The organism is Pseudomonas sp. RGM2987, from assembly GCF_022952855.1.
GTDB lineage: Bacteria > Pseudomonadota > Gammaproteobacteria > Pseudomonadales > Pseudomonadaceae > Aquipseudomonas.
In genome coordinates, this window is sequence record NZ_JALJDX010000202.1 from 18,895 (window position 1) to 41,668 (window position 22,774).

The following is a 22,774-nucleotide window of genomic DNA, read 5'->3' on the forward strand; positions in this document are numbered from 1 at the left end:
CAGGGGCTTTTTTGTGCGCGCAAATCCGTAAAATGGCTTCTTTTTTCATCCGAGGCCGTCATGCCGAAACACCTGCTCACCCCCCAGGGCGACTTTCCCCCCGCCGGCCTGGGTCGTCGCCTGGCAGCGATGTTCTATGACTTCTTGCTGTGCACGGCGCTGCTGATCGTCACCAGCGGCGCGTACAAGATGATTCAGATGGCAATCATCGGCGAAGAAAAAATGCGTGCCCTGACCGAATCCGGCGCCTTGGACGGCGACCCTCTGCTGTCCACGGTGCTGCTGTTCGTATTGTTCGGCTTTTTCGCCAAGTTCTGGACCCACAACGGCCAGACCCTGGGCATGCAGGTCTGGTGCATCCGCGTACAGAACGCCGATGGCACGGCCATCAGCCTGTGGCAGGCGCTGTTGCGGTTTGTGGTGTCGATTGCATCGTTGCTGCTGGTGGGGCTGGGCTTTATCTGGGCGCTGTTCGACAAGCGTAAGCGCAGCTGGCATGACATCTACTCGGACACCCAGTTGGTGCGGGTTCCGAAGAAGACCAAGTGAAGCCTACCTGACCGATGCTGCCCCCTGTGGCGAGGGAGCTTGCTCCCGCTCGGCTGCGCAGCTGCCGAAAAATGGCCTATGCGGGCTCATCTGAAATCACCGGCATCAGGGAAAGGGGCTGCTGCGCAGCCCAGCGGGAGCAAGCTCCCTCGCCACAAAGGTTTTATAGGCCTTGAGACCTTTGCGGTCCCAAAACCTTACTGATCAAGCATTCCCGGCCAGTTTCATCCGCGCAGCCTGGGTAAAGTCCAGCATGCGCTTGAGCGGGCGGATGGCCTGGGGAATCAGCGCCGGGTCGACGAAGATTTCATTGGCACCTTCCTGCAGGCTCTTGAGCGTGCGTTCCAGGGTGTTCATCGCCATCCATGGGCAGTGTGCGCAACTGCGACAGGCCGCGCCGTTGCCGGCGGTTGGGGCTTCGATGAAGACCTTGTCCGGGCACAACTGCTGCATCTTGTAGAAAATGCCGCGGTCGGTGGCAACGATCAACGTCTTGTTCGGCAGGCTCTGGGCGGCGGCGATCAACTGACTGGTGGAACCCACGGCGTCCGCCAGCTCGATCACGGAAGTCGGCGACTCCGGGTGCACCAGGATCGCGGCGTCCGGGTACAGCGCCTTCATGTCCTCCAACTGCTTGGACTTGAACTCTTCGTGGACGATACAGGCACCGTCCCAGAGCAACATGTCGGCGCCGGTCTTGCGCTGGATGTAGGTTCCCAGATGCTTGTCCGGACCCCAGATGATCGTCTCGCCGTTGTCCATCAGGCTTTCGACGATTTCCAGTGCACAACTGGACGTTACCACCCAGTCGGCCCGCGCCTTGACCGCCGCCGAAGTGTTGGCATACACCACCACGGTGCGCTCCGGATGCTGGTCGCAGAACGCCGAGAACTCATCCACCGGGCAACCCAGGTCCAGCGAGCAGGTGGCCTCCAGCGTCGGCATCAGCACGCGCTTCTCGGGGTTGAGGATCTTGGCGGTCTCGCCCATGAACTTAACCCCGGCCACCACCACGGTCTTGGCCGGATGGGCGTTGCCGAAGCGGGCCATTTCCAGGGAGTCGGACACACAGCCGCCGGTCTCTTCGGCCAGGGCCTGGATGATCGGATCACAGTAGAAGTGCGCAACCAGCACCGCGTCCTGAGCCTTGAGCTCGGCGGCGATGGCGGCGCGGTACCAGGCCTCTTGTTCGGCGCTCAGCGGCTTGGGCTGCTTGGCGTCGAGGTGGGCCTGGACCAGAAGGCGTTCGGAAATTTGCGTCATGTTCGCAAGACCTGCAAGCGCGTTTAGCGCGAAAGTCGAGTATACACCCCGGCTCCGGACCACTCGGGTACCGCCGGGAAAGTGGGTATCAATCAGGCACGGGACAGCGTGAAGCCGGCAAGGCTACAGAATATCCCGTCGATGCAAAAGATGATTCTGACCTGTGCCCGACCCTGGACCCGGACGCACGCCCCAGCAAGAGCAAGCTGACCGAAATGTAATCACCTGCCCGGCCGGCTTATGTCATCTTCTTTTCAAAGCGACACCGGGATATTGGCCCGTATTCGCTGCGAATCGACTGACGGACTTACATCGTATGCAAACAAAAACATCCCGGCGAACCTTCGTAAAGGGCCTGGCTGCCGGTGGCATCCTCGGCGGCCTGGGCTTGTGGCGCGCGCCTGTCTGGGCAGTCAACGGCCCGGGCCAGCCCAACGTCCTGAGCGGCACCGAGTTCGATCTGTTCATCGGCGAAAGTCCGGTCAACTTCACCGGCACTCCACGTACCGCCCAGACCATCAACGGCGGCATTCCCGGCCCGCTGCTGCGTTGGCGTGAAGGCGACACCGTCACCCTGCGGGTGCGCAATCGCTTGAAGGATACGACCTCCATCCACTGGCACGGCATCCTGCTGCCAGCCAACATGGACGGCGTTCCGGGGCTGAGCTTCAAGGGCATCGAGCCCGACGGCCTGTACACCTATCAGTTCAAGGTCCGGCAAAACGGCACCTACTGGTACCACAGCCACTCCGGTTTCCAGGAGCAGTCCGGGGTCTACGGCCCGCTGGTGATCGACGCCAGGGAACCGGAGCCCTTCCAGTACGAACGGGACTATGTGGTGATGCTCACCGACTGGACCGATGAGGACCCCGGCCACATCCTCCGCAAGCTCAAGAAACAATCGGACTACTACAACTACAACAAACGCACCGTCGGCGACTTCATTGACGATGTGGGCAAGAACGGCTGGGCTAGCACCGTGGCGGATCGCAAGATGTGGGCGGAGATGAAGATGAATCCCACTGATCTGGCCGATGTCAGTGGCGCCACCTACACCTACCTCATGAACGGCCAGGCGCCGGACATGAACTGGACCGGCCTGTTCAAGCCTGGCGAACGTCTTCGCCTGCGCTTTATCAACGGCTCGTCCATGAGCTATTTCGACGTGCGTATTCCCGGTTTGAAGATGACAGTGGTGGCGTCCGACGGCCAATACGTCAAACCGGTGAGCGTTGACGAGTTCCGGATCGCGGTGGCCGAAACCTACGACGTCATCGTCGAACCGACCCAAGAGGCCTACACCCTGTTCGCCCAGTCCATGGACCGCACCGGCTATGCCCGCGGCACCCTCGCGGCCAGGGCCGGGTTGTCGGCACCGGTGCCGCCCCTGGACCCGCGTCCATTGGTGACCATGGACGACATGGGCATGGGTGGCATGGACCACGGCTCGATGCAGGGCATGGATCATAGCCAGATGCAGGGGATGGGCGACATGGCCGGTATGGATCACGGCGCCATGCAAGGCATGGACGGCATGCTGTCGCATCCCGACACCGAGAAAGACAACCCCCTGGTGGACATGCAGGCCATGAGCGTCAAACCCAAGCTCGACGACCCGGGCATGGGGCTGCGCAACAACGGCCGCAAAGTGCTGACCTACTCAGACCTGCGCAGCGCGTTCCCCGACCCCGACGGTCGCGAGCCGGCCCGTACGATCGAGCTGCATCTGACCGGGCACATGGAGAAATTCGTCTGGTCGTTCAACGGCGTGAAATTTTCCGACGCCGCGCCGCTGCTGCTCAAGTACGGCGAGCGACTGCGCATCGTGCTGATCAACGACACCATGATGACCCATCCCATCCACCTGCACGGAATGTGGAGCGACCTGGAGGACGAGAACGGCCAGTTCATGGTGCGCAAGCACACCATCGACGTGCCACCGGGTGCCAAGCGCAGCTACCGGGTGACCGCCGATGCCCTCGGACGCTGGGCGTACCACTGTCATCTGCTGTTTCACATGGAGATGGGGATGTTCCGTGAAGTTCGGGTGCAGGAATGAGGAGCCGACCATGACCACTGTTTTTCAATACCCCATGGCACTCATTGCCAGCCTGACCCTCGGCGCCACCACCTCGGTCTGGGCGGCGGGCAACGACATGCAAGGCATGGATCACAGTCAGATGCCCGGGATGGACCATAGTCAGATGCAAGGTATGGACTCGATGCAAGGCATGGATTCGATGCAGGGTATGGAACCCATGCAATCAGCGCCGACCAGCAGCCGCACACCGATCCCGGAACTGACCGCCGCCGACCGCGCCGCCGTCTACGAGGATCATGGCGGACACGCGGTGCATGACAGCGCCATCAATTCGTTTTTCCTCATCGACCAGCTGGAGTGGCAGGACGCCGACGACGGCAGCGCCCTGAACTGGGATGCCTCCGGCTGGATCGGTGGCGACATCGACCGCTTGTGGCTGCGCTCCGAAGGTGAACGCCTCAACGGCAAGACCGAAGAAGCGGAACTTCAGGCCCTGTGGGGCCACGCCATCAGCCCCTGGTGGGACGTGGTGGCCGGCGTGCGCCAGGACTTCAAGCCAGGCGATTCACAAACCTGGGCCGCCTTCGGCGTGCAAGGCATGGCGCTGTACAACTTCGAAGCAGAGGCCACCGTGTTCATAGGTGAGAGCGGCCAGAGTGCGGCGCGCCTGGAAGGCGACTACGACATCCTGCTGACCAATCGGCTGATCCTGCAGCCCACCGCCGAGGCCAATTTCTACAGCAAGAACGATCCCGCCCGTGGGGTCGGCTCAGGGCTGTCGGACACCGAACTCGGCGTACGGCTGCGCTATGAGATACGCCGCGAGTTTGCCCCCTACGTCGGCGTCACCTGGAACCGGGCCTACGGCAACACCGCCGATTACGCTCGCGAAGAAGGCGAAGACCGCAGTGAGGCGCGCCTGGTGCTGGGGCTGCGCATGTGGTTCTGACCACTGACCTGTTTCGCTAAAAACTAAAAAACCAAGTTGTAGGAGTCCTTGCATGTCCTTGATCAAAAAAGCGGTCATTGCTGTTGCCCTGTCCACTGGCCTGATAGCCTGCGGTCTGGCCCAGGCCCACCCGAAACTGCTGTCCTCGACGCCCGCCGAAGGTGCGGATGCGACAGCGCCAGCAAAAATAGAGCTGCACTTCTCTGAGAACCTGATGACCAAGTTCTCCGGTGCCAAGCTATTGATGACCGAAATGCCCGGCATGGCGGCTCATTCGCCGATGCCCATGCCGGCCAAGGTATCCGGCAGCGATGACCCGAAAACCATGGTCATTACCCCGAATACCCCACTCACCGCAGGCACCTATCAGGTCCAGTGGCGCGCGGTGTCGTCCGATACTCACCCAATCACCGGTAACGTCACGTTCAAGGTGAAGTGAGTTGATGAGCGACTCGATCAACATCGCCCTGCGTTTTGCCCTGTATCTGGATCTGATGTTGCTGTTCGGCCTGGCCGCGTTCGGGCTCTATAGCCTGCGAGGCCAGGAGCGGGTGTCGGGCGCGCAGTTGCCTTTCACACCGCTGCTGGTGACCACGGCGGTGCTGGGCGGGCTGCTCTCCTTCGCCGCCATGGCGTGCATGGCCTGGGCCATGAGCGGTGTTTCAGACTGGGCCGAACTGTGGCCGCACATTGAAATGATGGTGTTGGAGACCGACGTCGGCTCGAGTTGGACACTGCGGATAGTGGCGCTGCTGCTGGCGGGTGTCGCCGTGACGCTCAATAAACGTTGGCCGACTGCCAGCCTGGGCCTGGTCACGCTCGGCGGGGCCATGGCCTTGGCAACGCTGGCCTGGGCAGGGCACGGCGCAATGGACGAAGGCACGCGCCGCAACTGGCACTTCATCACCGACTTCCTGCACCTATGGGCGGCGGGTGGCTGGGTCGGGGCCTTGGCCGCGTTTGTCCTGCTGCTTCGCCAGGCTGAACCGCAGTTGGCGGTACTGGCCCGGACGTTGACCGGATTTGAAACCGCCGGGGCGGTGATCGTGGCGGTCATCAGCGTGACGGGGGTGGTGAATTATCTGTTCATCGCTGGCCCAAGCGTCGAAGGGCTGCTGGACAGCACCTACGGTCAGTTGCTGGCGCTCAAGCTCATCTTGTTCGCCGCCATGCTGGCGTTCGCCGCGTTGAACCGCTTTCACCTGGGCCCACTGCTGGAGCAGGCTCGAAAGACCGGCGAGCACAGGGTCGCGGTAAATGCCCTGCGGCGCAGCATGGGCCTGGAGTTCGCTGTGGCGGTGATCATCCTGGGGTTGGTGGCGTGGCTGGGGACGCTGAGCCCGCTGCCGGACTAAACCGTCCCCCCTGTGGGAGCGAGCTTGCTCGCGATAACGTTGGGTCAGTTCGTATTGATGTAGAGGTATTGCCGCATCGCGAGCAAGCTCGCTCCCACAAGGAATAGGCATTGCGCTCTTGGGCAAGCGCCTGTAGCGCCATCGAATTTTTAAATAGCTCTTTCCAGTTTTCAGTTTGCCCATCGCAAGGTGCCCTGGCCTAAATGGGGCTTTATCCAGCCAAGGCCCTGCTATGGAAAACATTCGAACCTCAACCACCCACGCCATCTGGCTGATGGTCAGCATCGTCTTGGTAGCGCTGAACCTGCGTCCCTCGATGGCGGCGGTCGGGCCGCTGTTGTCAGCCATTCGCGGTGAGATACCCCTGAGCTTCAGCAGCGCTTCGCTGCTTACAATGCTGCCGGTCATGGCCATGGGGCTGGCGATGTTCGTGGGCATGCGCATCGCCCTGCGCATCGGCGAACACCGCACCATCGTGTTGTCGTTGCTGATCATTGGCATCGCCACGGCCTCGCGCTTGTACCTGGACAGCGCCGCGGGGTTGATTGCCAGCGCTATCGTAGCCGGGATCGGCATCGCGCTGATCCAAGCCGTGATGCCGGCACTGATCAAGTCGCGCTTCACCGACAACGTATCCCTGTTCATGGGCTTGTACGTCACCTCCATCATGGGCGGGGCGGCGATTGCCGCATCGTTTTCACCCTTTGTCCTGACGCAGACTGGCAGTTGGCGCGTCGGCCTGGCGATCTGGGCAGTATTGGCGTTGGTCGCCTTGGGCTGCTGGTACGCCCAGCATTCGAACATCACGCCCTTGCCCGAAACAGCGTCCCGGCGTCACGAAGCGTTTTCCAGCAACGCTCGGGCCTGGCTCCTGGCGATTTTCTTTGGCTTGGGCACCGCCTCCTACACCTGCGTGCTCGCCTGGCTGGCGCCGTACTACGTGGAAAAAGGCTGGAGCGAACAGCACGCGGGCCTGCTGCTGGGGTTCCTCACGGCGATGGAAGTGTTATCCGGCCTGGTCACTCCGGCGATTGCCAACCGCAGCCGGGATAAACGCTGGGTGTTGGCGGCCCTGCTGGCCCTGATCATCGGCGGTTTCTGCGGTCTGATCCTCAGCCCGGAACGTTTCAGTCTGCTGTGGCCGTGCTTGCTGGGCCTGGGTATCGGTGGCCTGTTCCCCATGAGCCTGATCGTCTCCCTCGATCACTTGGACAACCCACGCCGGGCCGGCGGCCTGACGGCATTCGTTCAAGGAATCGGTTACCTCATCGCCGGACTTTCGCCCCTGATTGCCGGGATGATCCGTGATCAGTTGGGAAGCTTCGAGTGGGCCTGGTGGTCGCTGACGGCGGTCATGGCGCTGATGCTGCTGATGGTGTTGCGACTGGACCCCAGGCACTACGCCCAGCACATCCGCTAATAAGGTGAGCTATCCGGAACCGCACGGCAGGTTCCGGATCAGCCCGATCACTTTTCAGCAGGCAAAAAAAAATCCGGAAATCCTCACTTTCGTGGGCCTTCCAGACTTTTAAAACTGCTAAAAATGGTGGGTCGTGTGGGATTCGAACCTACGACCAATTGGTTAAAAGCCAACTGCTCTACCAACTGAGCTAACGACCCGCTGTGTGGTGGCGCGTATAATACTGATTTCTAAGGACTATTCAACACTTAATTTGAAATAAATCAAAAATAAGGGGTTGGATCGCTCACGCCCGCCGCTGCGAAGCCTTCTGCCCGCAGGCGGCAGCTGTCGCACTTGCCGCAAGCGCGGCCCTGATCGTCGGCCTGGTAGCAGGAAACGGTCAGCCCGTAGTCCACGCCAAGCTTCACGCCCGCCTTGACGATGGCGGCCTTGCTCAGATTCTGCAACGGCGCCTGGATACGGAACCCCTGCCCCTCTACGCCGGCCTTGGTCGCCAGGTTGGCCATGCGCTCGAACGCTTCGACGAACTCCGGGCGACAGTCCGGGTAGCCGGAATAATCCACCGCATTGACCCCGATGAAGATGTCACGGGCGCCCAGGACTTCGGCCCAACCCAAGGCCAGGGACAGGAATACGGTGTTGCGCGCCGGCACATAAGTCACCGGGATGCCTTCGCTCGGAGCCTCGGGTACGTCAATGGAACTGTCGGTCAGGGCCGAGCCGCCGATGCCGTTGAGGTTCAGGCCGATCACCTTGTGTTCCACCACGCCCAGGTCCCGGGCCACCCGCTCGGCGGCTTGCAGTTCGGCGCGGTGGCGCTGGCCGTAGTCGAAACTCATGGTGTAGCAACAGTAGCCTTCGGCACGGGCCATGGCCACGACGGTGGCCGAGTCGAGGCCGCCGGACAACAGGATGACCGCACGTTTTTCCAAAGTGTTCGATTGCTCAGTCATATCAGCGCCCCGGCTCGTCGTTCCAAAGATATTTATGCAACTGCAATTGCAGGCGCACCGGCAGGTTATCCGCCACCACCCAATCCGCCAGCTCCCGGGCGTTCAAGTCGTGATGACTCGGCGAGAACAAAACCTCGCCGGCCCGCTGGTCGAGCCCGTACTGGATGAGCTTGGACACGGCCCAGTCGTAGTCCTCCCGCGAGCAGATCACGAACTTGACCTGATCGTTAGGCGTCAGCAGCTCGATGTTTTCGTAACGGTTGCGATGCGCTTCCTTTGAACCTGGGGTTTTCAGGTCCAGGACTCGACTGACGCGGGTATCGACCGCCGAGATGTCCAGCGCGCCACTGGTTTCCAGCGAGACCTCGTAGCCGGCATCACACAGCCGCTTGATCAAGGGAATGGCATTGGGTTGTGCCAATGGCTCGCCGCCGGTGACGCAGACATAGCGCGGACGGTAGCCGGCCACTTGTTCAAGGATGTCGTCGAGGGTGCGCAAAGTGCCGCCGCTGAAAGCGTAGGCACTGTCACAGTATTGGCAGCGCAACGGACAACCGGTAAGGCGCACAAATACTGTGGGCAGCCCGGCCGTTCGCGTTTCACCCTGTAACGAGTAAAAAACTTCGGTGATTCTCAATGTGTCTTGCATAGTCGCCACGGGCGTAACAGCTAAACAGGCTGTCCGCCTCCGTCAGGCACTTCAAGGAACCCCGCCAACGCGTAGATCCCAAAAAGCGTGTTTCATAAAAGGGCGTGAATTCTAACGAAAAAACCCGCGACAGGCGCGGGTTTCTTCAATACGGGATCAAACCCGGTTACATGCGCTGCAAATCGCGCTGGGCCAACTGAGCAGCGGAAGTGCCCGGGTACTGGGCCACCACCTGCTGCAGAATGCCCTTGACCTTGTCGGTGTGACCGAGGCGGCGTTCTACATCAGCCAGCTTGTATAGCGAATCCGGCACCTTGGCGTGCTTGGGATACAGCTGGGACACCTTGGCAAACGCCTGGCCGGCGCCTTGCAGGTCGCCCTTGGCCAGGTTCACTTCACCCAACCAGTATTGGGCATTGCCCGCGTACTGGCTGTTGGGGTACTTGCGCAGGAAAGCGGCAAAGGCCTGGCTGGCCTTGTCGAAATCCTTGGCCTTGATCAGGTCGAAGGCAGCATCGTAATAGAGCTTTTCCTTCGCCGGATCGGCCGGCTCGCCACTGGCGGCAGGTGCTGCCGGAGCAGCAGCGCCGGCGCCAGCGGCTGCGCCGGGGGCGTTCAAGTCGCCACCGGCACCAGAATTCTCAGGAGTCGCGGCAGGTGCAACGCCGGTTCCTATGCGCCGATCAAGATCCTGGTATCGCTCCAGGTTTTCCTGCTTCATGCGCGAAATATCATTCTGCAGAACTTCGATCACGCCTTGCTGGCGCGACAGTTGATCCTGCATTTGCTGGAGCTGGTTGAACAGCTCGCCCTGTGCCGAGACAGGGGCCGAAACCCCTCCCCCGGCATAGGCGCCGTTCGTACCGTAACCCGCAGGCGGATAGCTGCTCCCGCTATTGTTATAGCCGGCATCGTTATCGACCACAGGAACCGCAGCCCACGCCGCAAGCGGCGCGAGGCTGAGAGCCAGAACAGTTACAGCACGACGGCACGTTCGCATGACGAATTACTTACGCAGTTCGACGCGACGGTTTTGAGCCCAGGACTGCTCGTCGTTGCCGGTAGCAACTGGACGCTCTTCGCCGTAGGAAACCAGTTCCAGCTGAGCTGGGGAAACACCTTGCAGTACCAGGTAGCGTTGAACGGCTTTCGCACGACGCTCGCCCAGTGCCATGTTGTACTCACGAGTACCACGTTCGTCGGTGTTGCCTTCCAGAACAACGCGAGCGCCGTTTGCTTTCAGGTCTTTGGCGTGAACGTCCAGAGCGCGCATGGCTTCTGGCTTCAGGTCCGAGCTGTCGTATTCGAAGTAGAAGGTGGTGATTGCGCGCAGAGCAGCTTCTTCGCTCAGGGAGCCATCAACAGCACCAGTGTTAGCGCCGTAACCAGCGTTTGGATCAACAGCGCCTTCACCGGCGTTGTCGCCGCCTTTGGACGAGCAACCTACAGCTACAGCCATGGCCAGAGCCAGCGCAGCAAATTTACCAAACTTCAGCATTTCCATCGTGAAACTCCTAATGAACCCCAGTGTGTTAAGTAAAACGTATTGCGCCGCGTCAGTTCAGGTAAGGGGACCAGGACGGTTCTCTGACTTCGCCTTGTGCGGTAGGAAGCGGGAGCCTCACGCGTCCATTAATGGACACGAGCATCAAGACTCCCCGGCCCTGCTGGCGGGTGGCGTAGATTACCATGGTGCCGTTGGGCGCAACAGTAGGTGACTCGTCCAGAGTGCTATCAGTGAGGATTTTTACGCTACCGCGCTGCAAATCCTGGGCCGCCACCTTGAAATTGGTGAAACCGTCCTGGCGATGGATCATCACCAGGGTCTTTTCGTCCGCCGACAGTTTAGGGTTGGCGTTGTAGTTACCGACGAACGTCACGCGTTCGGCACCGCCGCCACCGGCACTGGTCTTGTAGATCTGCGGCTTGCCGCCACGGTCGGAGGTGAAGTAGATGGTCGAGCCATCCTTGCCCCAGAACGGTTCGGTGTTGATACCCGGGCCGTTGGTGACGCGCGAGATCGAACGCGAAGCCAGGTTCATCACGTAGATGTCCGGGTTACCGTCCTTGGACAGCACGAACGCCAGGCGCGAACCGTCAGGCGACCAGGATGGCGCGCCGTTCAGGCCTTCGAAGTTGGTGATCTGCTCGCGGCGACCGGTATCGATATGCTGCACGAAGATGCGCGGACGCTTCTGCTCGAACGAGACGTAGGCGATACGCTTGCCATCGGGGGCAAAGCGCGGCGACAGGATCGGCTCGCGCGATTGCAGCAGGGTCACCGCGCGGGCACCGTCATAGTCGGAGCGCTGCAGGGTGTAGCGGGTGTTGTTTTCCGAGAAACGCTCGGCCGTCACGTAGAGCATGCGGGTGGAGAACGCGCCCTTGATGCCGGTGAGTTTTTCGAACGACTGGTCGGCGATGTAGTGCGACATGTCGCGCAACTGGTCGACGCTGCCCGACACGCTGCCGGTCAGTACCTGCTGCTCGGTGGCGACGTTGAACAGGGCGTACTGCACCTGCAGGCGACCGCCGGCCGGAACGATGCTGCCGACCATGATGTACTGGGCACCCAGGGCCTTCCAGTCACGGTAGATGACTTCGCTGGCCTGGGTTGGCAGGCTGATCATGTTCTGCTTCGGAATCGGCGCGTAGTAACCCGAGTTGCGCAGGTCGTTGCCGATGATTTCCGCCATGTCGTCCGGCAGGACGCTACCGCCCTGCCAGCCGAACGGTACGACGGCGATCGGGGTGGCCCGGTCGCTGCCGCTGGTGACCAGAATGTTCTTTTCCTCTGCTACCGCCATCCCTGCCAGGCAGCAGATAACGACAAGCATTGATCGAAGAATGTTTCTCACAAGGCTAGATCCTCAGGTGTGAATGTCATCTTGAACGAACGATAGGGAGCAAAGTCGCTCGGTTTCATTCCTTGCATTTCCGTCAATCGTCCAATGTTCTTGACCGCTGCGACCGCCGAAGCATCGAACGGGCCGTCACCGCTGGACTTGGCCACGCTGACCGAGGTAACCGTACCGTCGGGCAACATGCCGATTTGCAATACTACCGTCATGCCTTTGCGTGCCGAAGGTGGACGAGCCCAGCCTTCTGCCGCTCGGGCGCGAATCAGATCATCGTAACTGCCGGCGACTTCATCGCCCTGCTCGTCCGCCAATGCCTGCTGACGCTCCGGCTTGTCGGAAAGCAGGTCTGCCAGGGCCTGGGCCTTTTTGTCTTCGGCAGATTTACGCGCTGCGTCCTGGGCCTTTTTCTTGGCGGCGTCGGCGGCGGCTTTCTTCTTCGCGTCTTCGGCGACTTTCTTCTTCGCCTCGTCAGCTTCAGCTTTCTTCTTGGCGTCTTCGGCCGCTTTCTTCTTCGCGTCCTCGACAATCTTTTTCTTCGCTTCTTCAGCGGCCGCTTTCTTGGCCTCTTCTTCAGCGGCTTTCTTGGCTTCTTCCTCGGCTTTCTTCTTGGCTATATCAGCCAATTGTTTCTCTTCTGCCTTTTTCGCCTCGGCGGCTTTCTTCGCGTCGTCGGCTTTCTTGGCTTCGTCAGCCTTTTTCGCCTCGTCCGCTTTTTTCGCCTCATCGGCCTTCTTGGCTTCTTCGGCCTTTTGAGCAGCTTCCTCTTTCTTTTGTTCCGCGGCCTTTATCGCTTCCTGCTCGACCTTTTTCTGCTCCATCTGCTCGACTTCGGTCTGCCGTGCGGCGGACTTCTTGGCCTCACCGGCCAGCTTCTGGTTGGTCTGGGTCGTGGCCTGGCTTTTGGACTTGAGCTGGTACAACGTCGCCTGCACGATCGGTTTGGCCGGCGGCAACTCAGGCGTCATGGCAAAACTGACGAACAGCATGCCGAACACCAGCACATGCAGGCCGATTGCCAGGACGCTGGGCCAGAAGTAGCTTTCCGACGCAGAGGGCTCTCGCTGTTGCTGCATCAGGGGGCCTCGGTGATCAAGCCAACATTACCGACCCCGGCTTTCTGCAGACCGCCCATCGCGCCCATCACGGCGCCGTAGTCGACGGTCTTGTCGCCGCGAATGAACACCTGGGTACGCTTGCCGGCGTCGTTGCCGACACGAATGATCTTGGTCACCGCATCGGTCATCTGCGGCAAGGTCATGGCCCGGTCCTGCTGCTTCTCGGTGTCGACTTCACTGCCAAGGTTCCAGTAATAGGTCTTGTCAGCCTTGATCGAAATGGTCAGGACCTGGGTGTTGTTGTCCTGCGGCAAGGCTTCGCTGGAAACCTTGGGCAGATCGACCTTCACGCCCTGATTGAGCATCGGCGCGGTCACCATGAAGATGACCAGCAGCACCAGCATCACGTCGATGTAGGGCACCACGTTCATCTCGGCAACCGGCTTGCGCTTGTTTCGGGCTCGAGCGATTAAAGCCATCGGGAAATACCTGCTTATTCTTCGCTGGTGTGCACTTTACGGTGCAGGATCGCCTGGAATTCATCGGCGAAGGTGTAGTAACGGCCGATCAGCGTTTCGCTGCGAGCGGCGAAGCGGTTGTAGGCGATGACGGCCGGGATGGCCGCGAACAGGCCGATGGCGGTGGCGACCAGCGCCTCGGCGATGCCCGGGGCCACGGTGGCCAGGGTCGCCTGCTGGGCGGAGGCCAGGCCACGGAAGGAGTTCATGATCCCCCATACGGTACCGAACAGGCCGATGTACGGGCTGACCGAACCGACGGTGGCCAGGAACGGCAGGCTCTGCTCGAGCTTTTCTTCCTCGCGGGAGATCGCCACGCGCATGGCACGGGCCACGCCTTCCATCACCGCTTCGGGGTCGACGCCCGGCTGCTGGCGCAAACGAGAGAATTCCTTGAAGCCGGCGCGGAAAATCTGCTCGACGCCTGAGTCCGGATCCGGGTTGCTGCCAGCCTGGCGGTAGAGTTTGGACAGGTCGATACCCGACCAGAAGCGCTCTTCAAAGCTCTCCAGGGCACGGCGACCGGCGCGCAGCAGGTTGCTGCGCTGAAAAATCATGATCCATGAGGTCACCGATGCGGCTACCAGGGTCAGCATTACCAGTTGCACCACGACGCTGGCATTGCTGACCAGGCTCCACATGGAGGTATGGTCGACGACGTTAGCTTCCACGCTTTATCTCCTGCTCTGAGTGTGTACCCGCGCCGCTCACGCCGGCAAAGGCCGCACGTAGAGCTTCGGGAATGGCCCGGGGTTTCAAACTATGGGTGCGCACACAGGCCACCAAAAACTGCCCTTCGCAGAGCAGCACATTATCCGCAGCCCGCCTGACCTGCTGCTTGAAGCGCAGGCTGACGCGGTTCAATTCGATGACATCGGCACTTACCACCAGTTCGTCGTCCAGTCGCGCCGGCGCGTGGTAGCGCGCTTCGCTGGAATGCACGACGAATAACAGGTCCTCCCCTGCCAGCGCGGATTGGGCAAAACCCAGTTCCCGCAGCCGTTCGGTTCGAGCCCGTTCCATAAACTTGAGGTAATTGACGTAGTAAACGATGCCGCCGGCATCGGTGTCCTCGTAATAAACGCGACAGCGATGTGCGAACGACTCCAGCCCGTTTTGCGCGCGCATACTCTAGTGCTTACTCCTCAGGTTGCCAATCGGCCAGGCAACTGTTTTTTTCATTCTCGAACCCATTGACGCTCCAGGCGTGGTCTGGGACAGCACCAACCGGAAAAAAGTCGTCGTAAATGACTCGCTCAATCGTCCACGGCATCGAGGAACTCGTCTACCACTGGCATCTCACCCATTCGTGTCGGGATGTTTAAGCCAAAATGCAGGTAAGCATGGCGGGTCACCACGCGCCCGCGAGGTGTGCGCATGATGTAGCCCTGCTGGATCAGGTACGGTTCCAGCACGTCTTCAATGGTGTGACGCTCTTCACTGATGGCCGCCGCCAGGCTGTCCACGCCCACCGGGCCACCGTCGAATTTCTCGATCATGGTCAACAGCAGGCGCCGGTCCTGGTGGTCGAAACCGCGTTCGTCGATGTCCAGCAGGTTCAGCGCCAGGTCGGCAATCGGCTTGGTGATGTGGCCCTTGGCCCGGACTTCGGCAAAGTCGCGAACCCTGCGCAACAACCGGTTGGCGATCCGCGGCGTGCCCCGGGCCCGACGAGCTACCTCATAGGCACCGTCCGGATCCAGTGGCAAGCCAAGGATGCCGGCCGAACGACTGACAATCGTCGCCAGGTCGGCGTTGCTGTAGAACTCCAGGCGTTGGACGATACCGAAACGGTCGCGCAGCGGGTTGGTCAGCATGCCAGCACGAGTGGTCGCGCCCACCAGTGTAAAAGGTGGCAGGTCCAGCTTGATGGAGCGCGCCGCCGGCCCTTCGCCGATCATGATGTCGAGCTGGAAATCTTCCATGGCCGGATACAGCACTTCCTCGACGATGGGCGACAACCGGTGGATCTCGTCGATGAACAGCACGTCGTGGGGTTCAAGGTTGGTCAGCAACGCCGCCAGGTCGCCCGGCCGCTCGAGGACGGGCCCCGAGGTGCTTTTGATCGACACCCCCATTTCCTGGGCGATGATGTTCGCCAGGGTGGTCTTGCCCAGGCCCGGCGGGCCGAAGATCAGGGTGTGGTCCAGCGATTCGCTGCGTCCACGGGCCGCCTGGATGAACAGCTCCATCTGCTCGCGCACGGTCGGCTGGCCGATGTAGTCCGCCAGGCTGACGGGACGAATCGCCCGGTCCTGGACTTCCTCGCGGTCACGGGGCGCGCCCGTGGCGGCGATCAGACGGTCTGCTTCAATCACTTAAATCATTCCCTTCAGGGCACGACGAATCATGTCTTCAGTGCTCAAGCCTTTTTCCTTGATGGCGGAGATCGCCTTGCTGGCCTCCTGGGGCTTGTAGCCCAGGGAGATCAGCGCGGTCACCGCGTCGTTCTCGGCGCTGGCCGCAGGCACCGGCGCGTCCGGCTGGTTCGGCACCAGCGCGAACATCGCCGGCACCGCTTCCCAGGCCTTGAAACGATCCTTGAGTTCGACCAGCAGGCGCTCGGCGGTTTTCTTGCCCACGCCCGGTACCTTGGTCAGCGCCGAGGTGTCCTGGGACTGCACGCAACGCACCAGTTCGTCGACCTCCAGGCTCGACATCAAGGCCAGGGCCAGTTTCGGCCCCACCCCATTGAGACGGATCAACTCACGAAAAAAGTCTCGCTCACGCTTGCCGACGAAACCATAGAGTAACTGCGCATCCTCGCGTACGACCAAATGGGTATGCAGCGTCAGCGGCTCGCCGACCGACGGCAAGCGATACAGCGTGGTCATGGGCACTTCCAGCTCATAGCCCAGCCCGTTTACATCCAGAATCAGGTGCGGCGGCTGTTTCTCAGCCAGGGTGCCGCGCAAGCGTCCAATCACGTTTCAGATCCTTGGGGGTTGGCCAACCACTGGCTGGCGAGTAGCAGCCCGGGCATAAAAGGCCGACGACACAGGCGCAGAATTGCTCGGGCTCGTGAATAATTGCGCTGATGCTATCAGAGACGCAGGCGCCCGCCACGACTGCGTGCGGTTCCCAAGCCATGAGGCAACAGGCTGGAACGGGTATGGGCATGGCAAATGGCAATGGCCAGGGCGTCAGAGGCATCGATCTGCGGCTTGCTGACCAGTTTCAGCAGATGCATCACCATCATTTGCACCTGCTCCTTGTTCGCCGCCCCCGTTCCCACCACGGCCTGCTTGACCTGGGTCGCGGTGTACTCGGCGATTTCCAGGCTTTCCTCGGCGCCGGCCACGATGGCCGCCCCCCGGGCCTGCCCCAGTTTCAAGGCAGAATCGGCGTTGCGCGCCATGAAGACTTTTTCAATGCCCATGGTCACCGGGCCGTAGGTCTGGATGACTTCGCGCACGCCGCGATAAACAATCTGCAGGCGCTCGTGCAATTCACCGGCGCCGGTGCGGATACAGCCGGACGCGACGTACACGCAGCCGCGCCCGGTATCACGAACCACGCCATAGCCGGTGATGCGCGAACCGGGGTCGATACCAAGGATTAGAGTCATAGCGCCTGCGAAGAGTAATGCGGGTACAAGAGAATACAGTTCATCAAAGGCTTACAGTGAATATCCGTGGCGAGGGAGCTTGCTCCCGCTGGGCTGCGCAGCAGACCCTGTTTTGTGAGCGCTTCGCGCTCAAACGGGAGCAAGCTCCCTCGCCACAAGCAAGCTCCCTCGCCACAATGATTTCAAACAACCTTAAGTGAGCGGTATCAAGCCTGTCACCCAAGCTGTTCAGCCACCGACTCCGGAATATCGGCATTGGAATAAACGTTCTGCACGTCGTCCAGGTCCTCCAGCATATCGATCAGCTTGAGCACCTTCTCGGCGCCTTCAAGGTCCAGTTCGGCGCTGGTGGTCGGCTGCATCACGATTTCCGCGTCGGCGGGCTTGAAACCAGCCGCCTCCAGGGCGTTGCGCACGGCATAGAAGCTGGCGAACGAAGTGAACACCTCGAACGAGCCGTCTTCATGGCTGACCACGTCGTCAGCGTCGGCTTCCAGGGCGGCTTCGGTCAGGGCGTCTTCATCGAGGCCCGGGGCGAAGCTGATCTGCCCCTTGCGCTCGAACAGGTAGGCCACCGAGCCGTCGGTGCCCAGGTTGCCACCGCATTTGCTGAACGCGTGACGCACGGCAGCGGCCGTGCGGTTGCGGTTGTCGGTCATGCATTCGACCATCACCGCCACGCCACCCGGGCCATAACCTTCGTAGGTCAGTTCTTCAACGTTATCCGCCTCGGTCGCACCGGCGCCACGGGCGATGGCCCGGTCGATGATGTCGCGGCTCATGTTCGCGCCCAGCGCCTTGTCCAGGGCCAGGCGCAGGCGCGGGTTGGAACCCGGGTCGCCGCCACCCTGGCGGGCCGCGACCGTCAGCTCACGGATCCACTTGGTGAAGATCTTGCCTCTCTTGGCATCCTGACGTTCTTTGCGGTGCTTGATGTTCGCCCACTTGGAATGACCTGCCATAACTCGCTCCGGTTTTTCTTTGAAACATTGCCCGCCCTGCGCTCGCGCGGTGGCAGGCAAGCAGAAATATCGACACCAACGAAAAGGCGCATCCGAAGATGCGCCTTCAGGTGTCAGCCTTACTCAGCCTTTGGCTGTTCACGCAGGCGGATGTGCAGCTCGCGCAGCGCCTTGGCGTCCACTTCGCCCGGAGCCTGGGTCATGACATCGGCCGCGCTCTGGGTTTTCGGGAACGCGATCACTTCACGGATCGATTGGGCGCCGGTCATCAGCATCACCAGGCGGTCCAGGCCGAAGGCCAGGCCACCGTGGGGCGGAGCACCGAACTTCAGGGCGTCCAGCAGGAAGCCGAATTTCTCTTCCTGCTCCGCTTCTTCGATGCCCAACAGGCGGAACACGGCCTGTTGCATTTCCTTGCGGTGGATACGGATCGAACCGCCACCCAGCTCGGTACCGTTCAGGACCATGTCGTAGGCGCGGGACAAAGCGGTCGCCGGGTTGGCTTCCAGCTCCTCAGGCGAGCACTTCGGCGCGGTGAACGGGTGGTGCAGCGCGGAGAAGCTGCCGTCGTCGTTTTCTTCGAACATCGGGAAGTCGACAACCCACATCGGTGCCCACTCGCAGGTCAGCAGCTTCAGGTCGTGACCGAGCTTGATGCGCAGCGCGCCCAGGGCTTCGCTGACGATCTTGGCCTTGTCGGCGCCGAAGAACACGATGTCACCATCGACCGCACCGACGCGATCGAGGATCACGTTGAGGTTGGCTTCAGGAATGTTCTTCACGATCGGTGATTGCAGGCCATCGATGCCCGCGGCGCGCTCGTTGACCTTGATGTACGCCAGGCCCTTGGCACCGTAGATGCCGACGAACTTGGTGTAGTCGTCGATCTGCTTGCGCGGCATGCTGGCCCCGCCTGGAACACGCAGGGCGGCGATACGGCATTTCGGGTCGTTGGCCGGACCGCTGAAGACCTTGAACTCGACGTCCTTGAGCTGGTCGGCCACGTCCACCAGTTCCAGCGGGTTACGCAGGTCCGGCTTGTCGGAACCGTAGCGACGCATGGCCTCCTCGAAGGTCATGTGCGGGAATTCGCCGAATTCCAGACCCAGCACTTCCTTGAACAGGTTGCGGATCATGCCTTCGGTCAGGCCCATGATGTCTTTTTCATCGAGGAAGCTGGTTTCGATGTCGATCTGAGTGAACTCAGGCTGACGGTCGGCACGCAGGTCTTCATCGCGGAAGCACTTGGCGATCTGGTAGTAGCGGTCGAAGCCAGCCACCATCAGCAGTTGCTTGAACAGCTGTGGCGATTGCGGCAGGGCGAAGAAGCTGCCGGGGTGGGTGCGGCTCGGCACCAGGTAATCGCGAGCACCTTCCGGGGTGGCACGGGTCAGGATCGGCGTCTCGACGTCGAGGAAGCCGTTCTCGTCCAGGTAGCGACGGATGCTGGTGGTCATGCGCGAACGCAGGCGCAGCTTCTCGGCCATTTCCGGACGGCGCAGGTCGATGAAGCGATAGCGTAGGCGGGTTTCTTCGCCCACGTCGGAATATTCGTTGAGCGGGAACGGCGGGGTTTCCGCTTCGTTGAGCACTTCCAGCTCATAGCCCAGCACTTCGATCATGCCGGACGCCATGTTGGCATTGCCGGCACCGGCCGGACGCAGGCGCACCTTGCCGGTGATCTTGACCACGTATTCGCTGCGCACGCGGTCGGCGGTGGCGAAGGTTTCAGCGCGGTCCGGATCGAATACCACCTGGGCCAGGCCTTCACGATCACGGATGTCGAGGAAAATCACCCCGCCATGGTCACGGCGACGATGGACCCATCCGCAAAGAGTAACTTCCTGACCTTCCAGGCTTTCGTTCAGTTGGCCGCAATAATGGCTGCGCATCATGGTAGTGGTTTCACTTCTCGTAATTCGACATTCGGTTGGAGGCCCTGCCCGTGCAAGAACTCGCGCGTATTCAACTCAGTCAGCTTTGTCGCCACCGGCCAGGTTTTTCTTGGCGCCGGTCTTGAAATCGGTTTCGTACCAGCCTGTGCCGCCGAGGCGGAAACCAGGCATGGAGAGCATTTTCTTCAGTTCCGGCGCCTGGCAGGCAGGGCAGTCGACCAGCTTTGCGTCGCTGATCTTTTGAATGACTTCCATCTGATGACCACAGGAAGCACATTGATAGTCGTACATCGGCATGGGGTTGTCTCGGCGATCAGGTTACACGCGCAAGGGCTGGGCCTTGCGACAAAGGGCGAGATTATAGCCATTAAATGCGGCCTGTGCAGCCGTAAGACCGCACAGGCCGCACCGTCGGGTTCCGGGCATCACCAGGCTTGCGCGGTCAATGACGACCGGGGACTTGTATCCCGGTCTCCTTCAAGCCGTGCACCACGCAGACCACTCGCACCAAGCCGCTGAAATTGCGTACCCCACCATGTCGCAGATGCACCTCCCGGTCCACATGGGACAGCAAGGTGCTGATGGAACAGCGGTTGAGCCGGGCCATGTCGCCGAGGATATCCCAATACACCTGCTCCAGCCGCAGGCAGGTGGCGAACCCATTCAGACGAATGGACCGGGCCCAGGGCCGGGCCAACTGCATATCGAACCCCCGGACGAACGGGTCGACACTGATGGATTGAAAGCGCCCCCGCACGCCTTCCCCGGGATCTTTTCCTTGAATCATACCGTTGACACTCCTTTGCCATACGAGCCTGCGGGTTGGAACAACCAACCCGTGGCCCTATGGAAGCGCAACGGCAGCGCCAGTTCCAGATGACTTTATGACCATCGACGTAGGACAAGCCAACAGCAGGCAGGCGACGAGTTACACGGTCCTACACCCAACGTGCAGGCAATATCGTTGCCCCAGGTAATCCCGTGGCGAGGGAGCTTGCTCCCGTTCGGCTGCGCAGCAGCCGTAAGACCTGTGTCTGACAGGGTTTGGGGCTGCTACGCCCGAGGCGTCGGACCGTCCCAGCGGGAGCAAGCTCCCTCGCCACAGGGCATAGCGGGTGCCCCTTACTGGTTTTCCAACAGCGAGCGCAGCATCCACGCGGTCTTTTCATGCACCTGCATGCGCTGGGTCAACAGGTCGGCGGTAGGCTCGTCGCTGACTTTGTCCAATAACGGAAAGATGCCGCGGGCGGTACGCGTCACGGCCTCCTGGCCTTCGACCAGCTGTCGGATCATGTCTTCGGCGTTCGGCACACCCTCCTCTTCCTTGATGGAAGACAAGCGTGCATACACCGAATACGCACCAGGAGCAGGAAAGCCCAGGGCCCGGATTCGCTCGGCGATCGAATCCACCGCCAGTGCCAGTTCGTTGTATTGCTCCTCGAACATCAGGTGCAAGGTGCGAAACATCGGCCCGGTGACGTTCCAATGGAAATTATGGGTCTTGAGGTACAGCACATAGGTGTCCGACAGCAGGCGCGAAAGCCCGTCGACGATGGACTTGCGGTCTTCTTCACTGATTCCGATATCAATGGCCATGGTGGGTTGATCTCCTGATGGTGATGAATTCGACAGCGACCGTTCACTCTAGTGGATATGGCCGCCTGCAGCCTGCGACAGATCGTCAGCCCTCCTGAACCGACAAGGCAGGGCGCCAGCGGTTCCGATACTCAGTGGGAATTCAACGCGCTTTGCCTGGCACCTTCAAGCGCATGCCGGTGCTTTTCCAGCCGACGAACAGCGCGGTACGTGCCCTCAACGAGTTTGAGAAGGCCAGGGCTTTACTGTTAAATAGGCAGTGTGTCGCTACGCCTATTCTGCCGGGCATGGCGCATAGGCTGATTCGGGTACGTGTCCACCGCCTCTTAATTGTTCCGAAGCGAACCGCCCCCGACCAGCTCTTCCTTGTGATCTGTCTTAACCGTGAGCCAATCAAAATGTTGAAAATCGTCCACTTGCTAATGGGCGCAGCTGCCCTGCTGCTGTCCTTCATCCCTAGCCTGGGTTCCGAAGCCACACCTTACCTGCAACACCCCGATGCACTGTACCTGGCCTTTTTCGGCCTGCTCAACCTGACCCTCGCGCCTGCCATTCCATACTGGAACAAAGGTCCACGTCATCAACTGCAAAACCTGGTCAGTGCCCTGCTGGTACTGGCGGTTGCCCTGCAGACCCTGGCGCTGCTGGCGCCAATGCCGGAAATCGGCGGTCAACCGGCCATTGTGTTCAGCCTCGGCTGCGCACTGCTCGCCGTGGCCCTGCACCTGGCCATCAGCTTCTATAAGAAGTCTTCGCCAGCCGCCGCGCCGCAGAACTACGACATGTCCAACCGCGATACCGGCACCGTGAAGTGGTTCAACACTTCCAAAGGTTTCGGCTTTATCTCCCGCGACTCCGGCGATGACATCTTCGTGCATTTCCGGGCCATTCGTGGCGAAGGCCACCGCGTCCTGGTAGAAGGCCAGCGCGTGGAATTCTCCGTGATGAACCGCGACAAAGGCCTGCAAGCCGAAGACGTGATCGCGGCACTGCCGCGTCGCTGATTCCTGCCGTAAAAAAAACCGCGATGCAGCTGCGCTGCTCGCGGTTTTTTAATGCCTGCCAATCGACGCCAGGTCCGCAGCTTCCTGTGGGAGCGAGCTTGCTCGCGAAAGCGGTGGGTCAGTCGGTTGCAAT

The 22,774-nt window shown here is 60.9% G+C and carries 25 protein-coding genes and 1 tRNA gene; 7 read left to right on the forward strand and 19 right to left on the reverse strand.

The features are described 5' to 3' along the window. The first annotated feature begins 60 nt into the window (after positions 1–60). Positions 61–549, forward strand: a complete 489-nt coding sequence (locus tag RGM2987_RS16090; RefSeq protein ID WP_245142975.1) for an RDD family protein — start codon at positions 61–63, stop codon at positions 547–549. Between the two features lie 204 nt (positions 550–753). On the opposite strand, the gene nadA is transcribed toward RGM2987_RS16090, so the two are convergent. Then, positions 754–1,812, reverse strand: a complete 1,059-nt coding sequence (nadA, locus tag RGM2987_RS16095; protein WP_047736635.1) for a quinolinate synthase NadA — start codon at positions 1,810–1,812, stop codon at positions 754–756. A gap of 316 nt (positions 1,813–2,128) precedes the next feature. On the opposite strand from nadA, the gene RGM2987_RS16100 reads away from it, so the two are divergent. The 5 genes from RGM2987_RS16100 (at position 2,129) to RGM2987_RS16120 (ending at position 7,577) form a co-directional block, all read left to right on the forward strand. Then, entirely contained in the window at positions 2,129–3,871 is a 1,743-nt protein-coding gene (locus RGM2987_RS16100; RefSeq protein ID WP_245142977.1) for a copper resistance system multicopper oxidase, read from the forward strand. Between the two features lie 10 nt (positions 3,872–3,881). Continuing rightward, positions 3,882–4,802 carry a copper resistance protein B gene (locus tag RGM2987_RS16105; protein WP_245142981.1) on the forward strand — a complete coding sequence of 307 codons (921 nt, stop codon included), beginning with the start codon at positions 3,882–3,884 and terminating at the stop codon, positions 4,800–4,802. 52 nt (positions 4,803–4,854) lie between these two features. After that, positions 4,855–5,241, forward strand: coding sequence for a copper homeostasis periplasmic binding protein CopC (gene copC, locus RGM2987_RS16110; RefSeq protein ID WP_245142983.1), 387 nt, complete (start codon positions 4,855–4,857; stop codon positions 5,239–5,241). A gap of 4 nt (positions 5,242–5,245) precedes the next feature. Then, complete coding sequence (gene copD / locus RGM2987_RS16115; RefSeq protein WP_245142985.1) at positions 5,246–6,157, forward strand: copper homeostasis membrane protein CopD; 912 nt, start codon at positions 5,246–5,248, stop codon at positions 6,155–6,157. 232 nt (positions 6,158–6,389) lie between these two features. Beyond that, the gene (locus RGM2987_RS16120) at positions 6,390–7,577 is read left to right on the forward strand and encodes a cyanate transporter (protein WP_245142988.1); all 1,188 of its coding nucleotides are present in this window, start codon (positions 6,390–6,392) and stop codon (positions 7,575–7,577) included. Positions 7,578–7,701: 124 nt separating this feature from the next. Here RGM2987_RS16120 and RGM2987_RS16125 read toward each other — a convergent pair. The 18 genes from RGM2987_RS16125 to RGM2987_RS16210 form a co-directional block, all read right to left on the reverse strand. Continuing rightward, positions 7,702–7,777, reverse strand: a tRNA-Lys gene (locus tag RGM2987_RS16125). Between the two features lie 63 nt (positions 7,778–7,840). Beyond that, complete coding sequence (gene queC / locus RGM2987_RS16130; RefSeq protein WP_245142990.1) at positions 7,841–8,533, reverse strand: 7-cyano-7-deazaguanine synthase QueC; 693 nt, start codon at positions 8,531–8,533, stop codon at positions 7,841–7,843. Between the two features lies 1 nt (position 8,534). Continuing rightward, complete coding sequence (gene queE, locus RGM2987_RS16135; RefSeq protein WP_245142993.1) at positions 8,535–9,182, reverse strand: 7-carboxy-7-deazaguanine synthase QueE; 648 nt, start codon at positions 9,180–9,182, stop codon at positions 8,535–8,537. 166 nt (positions 9,183–9,348) lie between these two features. Further along, on the reverse strand, positions 9,349–10,182 hold the full coding sequence (ybgF, locus tag RGM2987_RS16140; protein WP_245142997.1) for a tol-pal system protein YbgF: 834 nt from the start codon (positions 10,180–10,182) through the stop codon (positions 9,349–9,351). 6 nt (positions 10,183–10,188) lie between these two features. Further along, positions 10,189–10,686, reverse strand: coding sequence for a peptidoglycan-associated lipoprotein Pal (pal, locus tag RGM2987_RS16145; protein ID WP_003178634.1), 498 nt, complete (start codon positions 10,684–10,686; stop codon positions 10,189–10,191). Between the two features lie 52 nt (positions 10,687–10,738). Next, entirely contained in the window at positions 10,739–12,019 is a 1,281-nt protein-coding gene (gene tolB, locus RGM2987_RS16150; RefSeq protein WP_245142999.1) for a Tol-Pal system beta propeller repeat protein TolB, read from the reverse strand. Positions 12,020–12,036: 17 nt separating this feature from the next. Beyond that, a complete protein-coding gene (tolA, locus tag RGM2987_RS16155) occupies positions 12,037–13,116 on the reverse strand; it encodes a cell envelope integrity protein TolA (protein ID WP_245143001.1) in 1,080 nt (359 codons plus the stop codon). Continuing rightward, positions 13,116–13,568: a protein TolR gene (gene tolR / locus RGM2987_RS16160; RefSeq protein ID WP_161796096.1), complete on the reverse strand. Its 453-nt coding sequence runs from the start codon at positions 13,566–13,568 to the stop codon at positions 13,116–13,118. The genes tolA and tolR overlap by 1 nt, the downstream gene beginning before the upstream one ends. Positions 13,569–13,591: 23 nt before the next feature. Next, complete coding sequence (tolQ, locus tag RGM2987_RS16165) at positions 13,592–14,287, reverse strand: protein TolQ (RefSeq protein ID WP_042728759.1); 696 nt, start codon at positions 14,285–14,287, stop codon at positions 13,592–13,594. Next, a complete protein-coding gene (gene ybgC, locus RGM2987_RS16170; RefSeq protein WP_245143004.1) occupies positions 14,277–14,744 on the reverse strand; it encodes a tol-pal system-associated acyl-CoA thioesterase in 468 nt (155 codons plus the stop codon). Before ybgC ends, tolQ begins: the two co-directional genes overlap by 11 nt. A gap of 128 nt (positions 14,745–14,872) precedes the next feature. Continuing rightward, positions 14,873–15,934: a Holliday junction branch migration DNA helicase RuvB gene (gene ruvB, locus RGM2987_RS16175; RefSeq protein WP_175363048.1), complete on the reverse strand. Its 1,062-nt coding sequence runs from the start codon at positions 15,932–15,934 to the stop codon at positions 14,873–14,875. Further along, the gene (gene ruvA, locus RGM2987_RS16180; RefSeq protein ID WP_024779454.1) at positions 15,935–16,543 is read right to left on the reverse strand and encodes a Holliday junction branch migration protein RuvA; all 609 of its coding nucleotides are present in this window, start codon (positions 16,541–16,543) and stop codon (positions 15,935–15,937) included. Positions 16,544–16,659: 116 nt separating this feature from the next. Further along, complete coding sequence (gene ruvC / locus RGM2987_RS16185; RefSeq protein ID WP_024776477.1) at positions 16,660–17,184, reverse strand: crossover junction endodeoxyribonuclease RuvC; 525 nt, start codon at positions 17,182–17,184, stop codon at positions 16,660–16,662. A 215-nt stretch (positions 17,185–17,399) separates the two neighbouring features. Further along, positions 17,400–18,146, reverse strand: coding sequence for a YebC/PmpR family DNA-binding transcriptional regulator (locus tag RGM2987_RS16190; protein WP_215006579.1), 747 nt, complete (start codon positions 18,144–18,146; stop codon positions 17,400–17,402). Between the two features lie 119 nt (positions 18,147–18,265). Next, positions 18,266–20,041, reverse strand: coding sequence for an aspartate--tRNA ligase (gene aspS / locus RGM2987_RS16195; RefSeq protein WP_245143006.1), 1,776 nt, complete (start codon positions 20,039–20,041; stop codon positions 18,266–18,268). Positions 20,042–20,116: 75 nt separating this feature from the next. Beyond that, positions 20,117–20,338: a zinc ribbon domain-containing protein gene (locus RGM2987_RS16200; protein WP_245143008.1), complete on the reverse strand. Its 222-nt coding sequence runs from the start codon at positions 20,336–20,338 to the stop codon at positions 20,117–20,119. A gap of 145 nt (positions 20,339–20,483) precedes the next feature. Then, positions 20,484–20,828 carry a ribbon-helix-helix domain-containing protein gene (locus RGM2987_RS16205; RefSeq protein ID WP_245143010.1) on the reverse strand — a complete coding sequence of 115 codons (345 nt, stop codon included), beginning with the start codon at positions 20,826–20,828 and terminating at the stop codon, positions 20,484–20,486. A gap of 335 nt (positions 20,829–21,163) precedes the next feature. Next, the gene (locus tag RGM2987_RS16210; RefSeq protein WP_245143012.1) at positions 21,164–21,637 is read right to left on the reverse strand and encodes a Dps family protein; all 474 of its coding nucleotides are present in this window, start codon (positions 21,635–21,637) and stop codon (positions 21,164–21,166) included. A gap of 398 nt (positions 21,638–22,035) precedes the next feature. Here RGM2987_RS16210 and RGM2987_RS27550 point away from each other — a divergent pair, with 398 nt between their 5' ends. After that, on the forward strand, positions 22,036–22,641 hold the full coding sequence (locus RGM2987_RS27550; RefSeq protein WP_280639953.1) for a cold-shock protein: 606 nt from the start codon (positions 22,036–22,038) through the stop codon (positions 22,639–22,641). The last annotated feature ends 133 nt before the right edge of the window (positions 22,642–22,774 follow it).